Below are 9,113 nucleotides of genomic sequence, written 5' to 3' on the forward strand. Positions count from 1 at the left end.
GCTGAGGCTGCAAAGAAAACACGAAAGGAGGCCAAAACATTGACCGCGTCATAAACCACGACGCATAACTGAGGGTGGGTCAAATCTCGGTGAAAATACCGGGTCAGTTCTCAGTGACAATCAACATCGAGAGCCTCAATTGCCGCCTCGATGTGCATCCGGCCCACGGCGGCCTGTGCGGTTTTTGAAAATCCGATGGTGGTGCCCATCTCGCGGGTCATCAGTTCAGCAATTTCGTCATAGGCTTCGTTGTAGAGGTGCAGAAGACGACGCAGCAAAGCAGCGCGTTCATGCACTGTGGTTTGCGACCAAGACGGAAAGACTGCCTTGGCCGCTGCGACAGCTGCATTTACATCGCGCGCGTCGCCCATCGGGACATCGGCGATATTGTCCTCGTTCGCAGGGTTTATCAGCGGTGTGGTCGCGCTGGAAAATGGCGCGACCCAGGCCCCGCCGATGTAGAATTTACCAAGGTTTTGCATCGGAACTCCTTTCGGCTGGCCCGGCAACTTCGCTCCTTACCGGGCGAATAAATACGAGGCGACCTGTTATTCATCAGGCCGCCCCGCTCAGAGTAGTGTTGGGTCCGTTCAGAGCCGTCCTAGACGCTTGTAAAGCTTGATCTCTTCCTGCCAGAATGGCTGGGCCTTCAGATCGGCTTCGGTCTGTGCGAACTCTTTCATTTGATCCTTCTGCACTTCATCCCATTTGTCCGCGAAGGTACCGTCCTTGATCTTATCGATCACGCCACGCAGGTGGTCTTTGGACGCCTTTTCCGCCGCTTCGTTTGGTCTGACCCAGGCGAGTTGGCCAAAGGCTGAGGTGCGGGAATGCAGCTTGAGCTGCTCGAACAGCCCGTGGTCGACAAAGTACTGGCCGATCTCGCGCATTTCGCCCGAGGCATACAGCTCGAGGATTGCCGCTTCGTAGCTGACGCCCTTTTCAACCAGAACCTCGACCCCCTGCCGTACGGCGTGCAGAAATCCGAAATGTTCGTTGAACAAGTCTGCGATAGTCTCTTCTTCAAAACTAGACTCGATCACGCCCATTTTGGTGGAGCCGATGGCCTTGGCTAGCGCGATCAAAGTGTTCTGCGCGTTGCCGCTGGCATCTTGGTGAACCGCGACAAGGCTGGGAAAGCCAACGCCGGCGACGACCGTGTCACGCACGCCCTGGCCGACCATGCGCGGAGCTAACATGATGACGTCCACGTCCGTTTGAGGGACGATCTTCTTGAAGTGGACGTTGTAGCCTGAGGCAAAGTTGACCACATTGCCTGGTTGCAAGTTGGGGGCGATATGCTCGGCGTAGACCGCGGGCATAACCTCATCCGGAACCAACATGAAGATGATATCCGCCTTCTCGGCCGCGTCCGACAAGGGCAGGGTTTCGAACCCGTCTTCCTTGGATTTGTCGGCCGAGGCATCGCTGCGCGAACCAACGATCACATTGACCCCCGCGTCGCGCATGTTCAGCGCTTGGCTGCGACCCTGGTTGCCGTAGCCAAAGATTCCCACTGTCTTGCCATCGAGAGCCGACAGATCGCCGTCTTCGTCAAAGTACCATTGCGCCATTTGCAGTCTCCATTGTAATCTGATATTTCAGATATCAATTACCAAACAATTAGCTCTTGTCAACACCACGGGAAGACATCAGTCGCATATCTAGAACTTCAGACTTAAGTTGAGTACTATTCAGAGATGATTAGGAAGATTGATATCCCCTCGATAAGGGACAGCGTGCATGACCAAATGCGCGAGATGATCCTGGACGGTCAGTGGCCGCCGGGGGCGCGAATCGACCTTAGTTCGCTGGCTGAAGAGTTCGGCGTCAGCAAGACGCCTCTCAACGAAGCCATCCACATGCTGATTCGTGAAGGGCTGCTAACTGTCAAGCCTCGGAGCGGGACCTTTGTCAGCTCGCTCGACCTAGACGAGATCCTAGAAACCTTCGATTTCCGGCTCGTCCTTGAGAAGGGGGCGGCGGAAACGATTCTCTCCAACATCTCCGCTCCGATCTTGCGTGGGCTTGATAACCTGAACGACCGCATGGCAGACATTGCCCACGGCGAGCCTCAGGATGAGGACTACCGTCGGTTGCTGCGGCTGGATGACGAGTTTCATCAAAAGATCATGATGCTGAGTGGGAACTCCCAACTGATCGAAACCTACGAACAGATATCTGCGCGCCTGATGCTAATGCGGATGGTAGGTGCTTTCGAGCGCAAGGACTATGAGGCGACCATTGACGACCATCGGACGATCACCGCGGCGTTAAGGGTCGGTGACCTTCAAAGCTTTGCTGCCGCTAGCGCCACACATGTCCATAATGCCAAAGATAAGATCCGCCGTGGTCTGAAGTCTAGGTAAACGGGGAAAGGCACCGGACCCACCGGCCTGGCGCCTTTCTTGCATGACCGAGTGATTACTCTAGAAGGCCAATAGATTTCATAAATTTGCGGTGCGTTTTCAGTGCCTTGTCAGCTAAGTCCGATTCGGCAGCAGTGGCTTCCCACGCTCCAACTGCAATCTCGCGCAGGCGGTCGCGTTCTTCCTGCGGCCAGTCGATTACGGTGACAGTGCCGGCCGCCTCCTCTTCCGCCTTGGCTCGTTCATCCTCGATGAACGAAGCCCGGGCCATGGACGTCATCATTGCAGTGTACCAGGTTTCCAAGGCAACCTGATCGGGTTCTGACATCCGATTCCACTGGGACTTTCCCACGACCAGTTGCAGAACGGCCATCGAATGGATGCCCGGATATAGCGGATAGGTGGCGACTTCGTGCACGCCCGTGCTTGCGTTATCGGCATAGGAGGAGGCGTCGGCGGCGTCAATCACGCCCTGTTCTAAAGATCCGAATACCTCTGAGTAGGGCAGGGGAACCGGCGATGCTCCGGCTGCTTCGAAGACCGCGGTTGCTAGCCCTTCGGGTGCTCGAATGTTCAATCCCTTGAGATCGTCCACGCCATTTATTTCGACTGCAGAAACAAGAGCCTCACGGGTAAAGGCTGCGCATCCGACGACGTGCAGCTGGTCAGGCATGATGGAGTCGTAGGCCTCTTGAAGGATCTCTTTGCCGCCGCCGTATTGACAAAACATAGATACTTGGTCGGGCGTATCATAGCCGGCGATCAGGTCGCCGATGACAGAAAAAGCCTGATCGCGGCCGGCAAAGTAGCTAACCGCTTGCATGTCGCCGGCAAGGATGCCCGCGGTGATTGCATCTAGAGTTTCACGGTAGGGGACTACGGCCTGAAACGGCAGCACTTCAACCTTGGCACCGTCTTCACCGGTCATGGTATTATAGCGCTCGACCCAGTCTTGGTAGAAGAGGTGCACGAAAGACCCCGAATTTCCGCTCGACTGGATTTGCAGCGTCTGCGCCCCGGCGGTGCTAGTAGCTGCAGCCAAAGCCGCACCGGCAAGCAGTATGTTGATCTTCATCTCATTTTCCCTCTCTGATTTCGTTTCTTCCCACGTGGATGTTTGACAAGCTACCCGCCGATAGGTCTGGCTAGGGCAAAAACCATCCACAGCAACAGCCCGGACAGTGCGAACCCCAGCACCCAGCCCCAAGGGCCCATTGCCGATGCCTCGTACCGAAACTCTTGGTTTTCGTCGTCCATGCTTTTCCTCCCTTCGCGTCCCGGCCATAATCCAAGTAGGTCTCTACTTGACGCATGCAGAACGCTCAGACATAAGATATCTGAAATTTCAGTTGTGTCAACTTGAGCCCATTAAGGCCCCGGTTGAGGGAGGAGCACAAGATGAACAGCATCGCAGAGCGCAGCGCGACCGATCAACATTTACCGAAGCAGCTTCCAATCAGCCGGGCAATCGGCGCCATCAGCCAGATCATTGGGCTGGCCGTGTCGCAGTTCTATCTCATTGTCGTCGCGGTCACGGTCTGGGAAGTCTTCGCCCGCTACGTCTTGGGATCTCCCACCCGCTGGGCGTTTGAGATCGTCATTGTTTTTTGTTCATCGGCCTGGATGTTGTCTGCGGGCTATGTGACGCTGTTCCGTAGGCACATTAGTATCACGGTCATTCAAGACCTGGCCCGGCCCCGCATTCGAGGGAGGCTAGACAAGTTTGGGATGGGAGTTAGCATCCTCGCCTTATTCCTTTTTGTCGATGATAACATGATGCGCGCACTGAGTGCACTTTCAGCCGGTGAACGGTCCGGCGCAGGGTTCAACTCCATGCTGCCAACCTTCCTCAAGTGCGCGCTGACGCTTGGGTCAGGGCTCTATCTCGCGCAGCTTCTGGTGAACCTCCACGACAGCACCCGCGCCCGGATGGGCCGCCTGCTAATTGCTATAATCGGGGCTCTGATTGCGCTTCGGCTGACCGCAAACGTGTTGGAGCATTTCGGCTTGCTCGACTCGCTAGTCGTGCCGCTGCAATCCTTAATCGCCACATTGACCAGCCCAATGAATCCGCAGCAGTATATCGACGCCCGATCCTATGATCTTGGCGTTGTGACGCTCGTGATGGTGGGCAGCTTACTAGTATTGATGATGACGGGCATTCCCTTGGGCATTGTCACGCTGGTGGTATCGATCGTCGCGGCACTGTTCTTCTTTGGGCCGAACGGAGTCTACATCGTGTCGTCCAATGCCTACGGGCTAGGCGAACAATACGCGATGATCGCGATCCCTCTGTTCGTGCTGATGGCCACGATTCTGGAAAGGTCCGGTGTCGCGCGTGACCTTTTTGACGCCATGGCCATCTTCGCTGGCAACCTGCGCGGCGGTGTCGCGCTCCAGACCACCATTGTGGCTGTTGTCTTGGCGGCAATGTCCGGGGTCATGGGGGGCGAGATCGTGATGCTAGGCCTTGTCGCCCTCCCACAGATGTTACGCTTGGGCTATGATAACCGCATCGCCACCGGCATCATCTGCGCGGCCGGGTCGCTGGCCACGCTGATCCCCCCGTCCATTGTGATGATCATCTACGGGCTTTCGGCAAACGTTGGCATCGGCGATTTATTTCTAGCCTCTTTCGTGCCTGGCCTGATGCTGGCACTGATGTATGCGGCCTATGTGCTAATCCGGTGTCGACTCAACCCCGCGCTGGCACCCACAGTGGCAGAATTGTCGGAGCAGACCGGTAGCCGGATCACCCTGACCGGCTCTCAGAAGGCGGCGGTGTTCCTGTGCATCTTACTGGTCATCGGCGTGATGGGGTCCATATATGGCGGTGTTGCAACCGTGACTGAGGCCGCGGGCGTCGGCGTACTCGGGGCCCTTGTCATTTCGGCGGTCCGAATGCAGCTGAATTGGACCATGCTGCAAAGCGCATTGGTCGGCACTATGTCCAATGTTGGCAGGATCTTTTGGCTGGTGATCGGGGCGGTAGCCTTTGTCGGGATTTACAACCTGATCGGCGGCACCCGCTATATGCAGGAAATGTTTGATGCCCTCGACATGCCTCCGGTCGCGCTGATCCTGATGATGATGCTGGTGCTGGCAGTGCTGGGCACCTTCATGGAGTGGATTTCGATCACCTTCCTGACAATTCCTGTCTTCGTGCCAGTTATCCGGGACCTGGCGCCAGAACTGGGTTTGTCGTCCAGCGACGCGGCGCTCTGGTTCGGGGTGCTGTTCGCGATGAACGTGCAAGTCTCATTTCTGTCACCGCCTTTTGGTCCGGCCTGCTTCTGGCTGAAATCAGTGGCCCCCAAGGAGGTGACGCTGCAGCAGATCTTTCTCGGAGTGCTGCCCTTCATCGGGCTGCAACTTGTGGCGATCGCTCTGGTAGTCTTGTTTCCCGCGATCCCGCTGTTCCTGACCTGGCTCTAGAGCGTCTCGGCGCAACCGTTTCGACCTCGGTGCTGGTGGTGATTAGGTCCTCGGCACCGACTTGACCTGCATTCCGGCTGACCCGGATCGCCAAAGAGGCATTTTCATGGACGAACTCAAACCAGGCCCCAGACAACTCCTTCAGGAGCTGTTCCAAACCGCTGTCGATGCGGCGCACCCTGAGCTGACTCTGCCGGCCGCCTTGCCGCAGCCGCCCAAGGGGCGGACCGTGGTGATCGGCGCAGGCAAGGGTGCGGCCCAATTGGCCCAGACCTTTGAGCACCACTGGAGCGGCCCGTTCGAAGGGTTTGTGGTTACCCGCTATGGCTTTGGTGTGCCCTGTGACAGGTTCGAGGTGGTCGAGGCTGCTCATCCCATTCCGGACGTAGCCGGCCAGAAAGCCGCGGAGCGGATGCTATCAATGGTACAGGGATTGCGCGAGTACGACCTCGTCATCGCGCTGGTCTGTGGCGGTGGCTCTGCCCTGCTGCCGATGCCGCCAGATGGTTTCACGCTCGAGGACGAGCAGCTTCTGTGCCGAGCTTTGCTACACAGCGGTATGCCGATCCGTGGAATGAACGCGGTTCGCAAGCATTTCTCCGGCATCAAAGGGGGCAGACTGGCACAAGCCGCGGCCCCGGCACGGGTGGTATCCCTTGTGGTATCGGACGTGCCCGGAGATGACCCTTCCGAAGTGGCCTCTGGGCCCACTGTTCCCGGCTCCGCGACCCGAGCCGAGGCCTTGGACTGGATGGCACGCTACGACCTAAATTTGCCAGAGCAGCTGGAACAGGCCATTGCCACCGCGCCCGAAGCGCCCCGCCCCGATGACCCGGTCTTTGCCCGCAACACCGTATCGCTGCTGGCCTCTGCCAATCGGTCTCTTGAAGCCGCTGCCGATCTCGCACGCAGCCGCGGCCTTCCTGCCGTGATCCTCTCTGACAGCATGGAAGGCGAAGCGCGAGAACTGGGCAGGGTGAGCGCAACCATTGCTCGTGAAGTGGCCACAAAGAACCGGCCGTTCAAAAGCCCAATCGTTCTACTGTCTGGCGGGGAGGCCACGGTGACCCTCCGTCAGAACGGGCGGGGTGGACCGAATGGAGAGTTTATACTCGCTCTGGCGTTGAGTCTGAAGGGTGTGTCCGGCATCACCGCCCTTGCCGCCGATACCGACGGAATTGACGGATCAGAAGACAACGCCGGCGCCTTCGCTGACGCCGGGACCATCTCCCGCATCAGAGAGGCTGGTCAGGACCCTCAAGCACTGCTGGACCGGAACGACAGTTGGACGGCGTTTCAGGCCGCGGATGATCTGTTCACGCCCGGGCCGACTGGCACCAATGTCAACGATTTCCGCGCTATTCTAATCGACACCTGCAAGGTTTAGATCAAGACTCCGCGTCGTCCCGTCACATTGCATTGAGGCGTGCAGATAGCCTTAAAGGACCTGAACTGTTTTATCATCTGCGAGCTGTAATCGATACGCGAACTGCGGCCCTTATTGGACCCAAGGTGGGGCGCGCCTTCAATGATAGTCAGTTGATCGTAAACGGCTCCCATACCGATTCCTCCCGTTAGATAAACTACTGTTTTCTAACAAGAGTCGCACTTGAAGGTAGCGCGCGCCCCCGCTACAAATTGTTGCAACCAAGTAGAAATGTCACCGGATTTGCAAAGCAGGAATGTCACCAAAAGCGCTGAGATGAGCAAAGTCTGACAGGGTGGAGACCTCAATTATCGCAGCCCTGGCTGGCTTTGCGGGCCGCGTTTCGCTTGCGGTCTGCGAGGGTGTTCCAGCCTTTGTTGCGTCGTCCGCTCTTCCGGTATCCGTTTCTGGCACTTTCCGGGCGCACCTCGGCGCTGACGGCGGCCTTGTCCTGTTCGGCCTTGATATGAGCCAGCACTGCGCTGAGGTGTTTGTTGTCGGTGATTGCCGCGTGCGTGACGCGCTGCTGATGCGGATCGAAGATGGTGCAGGGCAGGGCGATGCCATTGTGTCGAACCTGGATGCGCCCGTTAGGGAACTCGTAGGTGTCGGCGTATTTGCCGACCAGACCGCGCGTCAGATCGTTGACCTCCAGCCGGATGCGCTTGTGGTCGTACTTCAGGGTCAGATCCTTGCTGACATAGCGTTTGTTGCGCAGACAGAAGATCTCGGGCCAGCCGATCCGGTGCGGCGTTCAACGCACGGTGCAAATTGTCCGGACGGGCAGCGGGCTTGGCAAACCTGTCATTATAGCGTTCCATGAAGCCAGGGAGGAAGGCATTTGCAGCCTTCATGTCCGAGATGCCCGCGATGCGCAGCTCTTTGACCAAGCGGTCCTGTAACGTCCGGTTCGCACGTTCCACGCGGCCCTTGGCCTGACTGGTATTGGCGCACAATATCTCGATCTGCAGCTCTGCCAAAGCGCGCCCGAACTGGGTCATGCCCGTCATGTGCTCGCTGGGTTTTGGTACGCGAAAGACCGTGTGTTTGTCGCTGTAGAACGCGACGGGGCGGCCGTGCGTCGTCAGATAGCGCTCCAATGCTTCGAAGTAGCTGAAGGTGCTCTCTGACTTGACGAAGCGCAGTTCCATCAACGTGCTAGTGGCGTCGTCAATGAACACCAGCAGGGTGCAGGGCGCGGCGCGGTCTTCAAACCAACGGTGATCCGAGCCATCAATCTGGATGAGTTCGCCAAAGCATTCTCTACGCAATCTGGGTTGATGAAATGTCCGGCGCTGTTTGCGCGAGAGCCAAAGACCGCCTTCCTGCATCCACTTGCGAACCGTCTCGCGCGACACCTTGAACCCGTGATGCTCGGCCAGCATCTCCGCTGCTAGGGTTGGCCCAAAGTCGGGATAGTACTCTCTGATCAGCGATAGAGCGTAATCCCGTTTGGCTTTATGGATGCAATTGTTCGGGGGCTTGCCGCGCGCCTTGTGCCGGATCGCCGACGCGCCATCCTGACGATAAAGCTTCAACAGTCGGAATACTTGCCGACGCGTCAGCACCAACATGTTCGCCGCGTTGTCTACGGTAAGCCGACCATCATCGACCTGCGCCAAAACCTCCACGCGGTTCAACTCGCGCTCGCTCATAACCACCCATCCCATGTCCGCTCATCCTCCCACCGTTATGCGAGGAGAGTGACATTCCTGAATTGCTCATGGGTGACATTATCGCTTTGCGGCTACAGCAATTGTAAACACCATTCAGAAATGTCACCGGTTGCGCAAAGCAGAAGTGTCACCACAGGTGCTGGCGTGAGCAAGGCTTAGCAGCCCGGAGACCTAAATATCGGAGGGCTGAAAAGCCTTGCGGGGGTC

7 protein-coding genes and 1 pseudogene are annotated in these 9,113 nt (G+C 57.5%); 3 read left to right on the plus strand and 5 right to left on the minus strand.

From position 1 onward, the window contains the following. Window positions 1–110 precede the first annotated feature (110 nt). Both J3456_RS19260 and ilvC read right to left on the minus strand, forming a co-directional pair. The gene (locus J3456_RS19260; protein ID WP_349581872.1) at window positions 111–482 is read right to left on the minus strand and encodes an aldehyde dehydrogenase family protein; all 372 of its coding nucleotides are present in this window, start codon (window positions 480–482) and stop codon (window positions 111–113) included. Between the two features lie 108 nt (window positions 483–590). Beyond that, window positions 591–1,574, minus strand: a complete 984-nt coding sequence (gene ilvC / locus J3456_RS19265) for a ketol-acid reductoisomerase (RefSeq protein WP_243263875.1) — start codon at window positions 1,572–1,574, stop codon at window positions 591–593. Window positions 1,575–1,700: 126 nt separating this feature from the next. Here ilvC and J3456_RS19270 point away from each other — a divergent pair, with 126 nt between their 5' ends. Further along, window positions 1,701–2,369 (plus strand): GntR family transcriptional regulator, encoded by a 669-nt coding sequence (locus J3456_RS19270; RefSeq protein ID WP_276521413.1) that lies wholly within the window; start codon window positions 1,701–1,703, stop codon window positions 2,367–2,369. Between the two features lie 55 nt (window positions 2,370–2,424). Here the strand turns inward: J3456_RS19270 and dctP are convergent, their stop codons facing one another. After that, entirely contained in the window at window positions 2,425–3,444 is a 1,020-nt protein-coding gene (dctP, locus tag J3456_RS19275; protein ID WP_349581874.1) for a TRAP transporter substrate-binding protein DctP, read from the minus strand. Window positions 3,445–3,494: 50 nt separating this feature from the next. After that, a complete protein-coding gene (locus J3456_RS19280; protein ID WP_276521414.1) occupies window positions 3,495–3,626 on the minus strand; it encodes a hypothetical protein in 132 nt (43 codons plus the stop codon). A gap of 141 nt (window positions 3,627–3,767) precedes the next feature. On the opposite strand from J3456_RS19280, the gene J3456_RS19285 reads away from it, so the two are divergent. Together J3456_RS19285 and J3456_RS19290 are read left to right on the plus strand one after the other, a co-directional pair. After that, on the plus strand, window positions 3,768–5,804 hold the full coding sequence (locus tag J3456_RS19285) for a TRAP transporter large permease subunit (protein ID WP_349581875.1): 2,037 nt from the start codon (window positions 3,768–3,770) through the stop codon (window positions 5,802–5,804). Window positions 5,805–5,910: 106 nt separating this feature from the next. Next, window positions 5,911–7,191 (plus strand): glycerate kinase type-2 family protein, encoded by a 1,281-nt coding sequence (locus J3456_RS19290; RefSeq protein ID WP_349581876.1) that lies wholly within the window; start codon window positions 5,911–5,913, stop codon window positions 7,189–7,191. A 343-nt stretch (window positions 7,192–7,534) separates the two neighbouring features. On the opposite strand, the pseudogene J3456_RS19295 reads toward J3456_RS19290, so the two are convergent. After that, window positions 7,535–8,900, minus strand: a pseudogene (locus tag J3456_RS19295) (ISNCY family transposase). Window positions 8,901–9,113 lie beyond the last annotated feature (213 nt).

The organism is Sulfitobacter sp. NFXS29 (genome assembly GCF_040148765.1).
GTDB lineage: Bacteria > Pseudomonadota > Alphaproteobacteria > Rhodobacterales > Rhodobacteraceae > Sulfitobacter.

Excerpts from the sequence above, each read along its gene's own strand:
- ilvC (WP_243263875.1), bottom strand. The coding sequence starts at position 1,574 with ATGGCGCAATGGTACTTTGACGAAGACGGCGATCTGTCGGCTCTCGAT.
- J3456_RS19290 (WP_349581876.1), top strand. The coding sequence starts at position 5,911 with ATGGACGAACTCAAACCAGGCCCCAGACAACTCCTTCAGGAGCTGTTC.
- J3456_RS19270 (WP_276521413.1), top strand. The coding sequence starts at position 1,701 with ATGATTAGGAAGATTGATATCCCCTCGATAAGGGACAGCGTGCATGAC.
- J3456_RS19280 (WP_276521414.1), bottom strand. The coding sequence starts at position 3,626 with ATGGACGACGAAAACCAAGAGTTTCGGTACGAGGCATCGGCAATGGGC.
- dctP (WP_349581874.1), bottom strand. The coding sequence starts at position 3,444 with ATGAAGATCAACATACTGCTTGCCGGTGCGGCTTTGGCTGCAGCTACT.
- J3456_RS19260 (WP_349581872.1), bottom strand. The coding sequence starts at position 482 with ATGCAAAACCTTGGTAAATTCTACATCGGCGGGGCCTGGGTCGCGCCA.
- J3456_RS19285 (WP_349581875.1), top strand. The coding sequence starts at position 3,768 with ATGAACAGCATCGCAGAGCGCAGCGCGACCGATCAACATTTACCGAAG.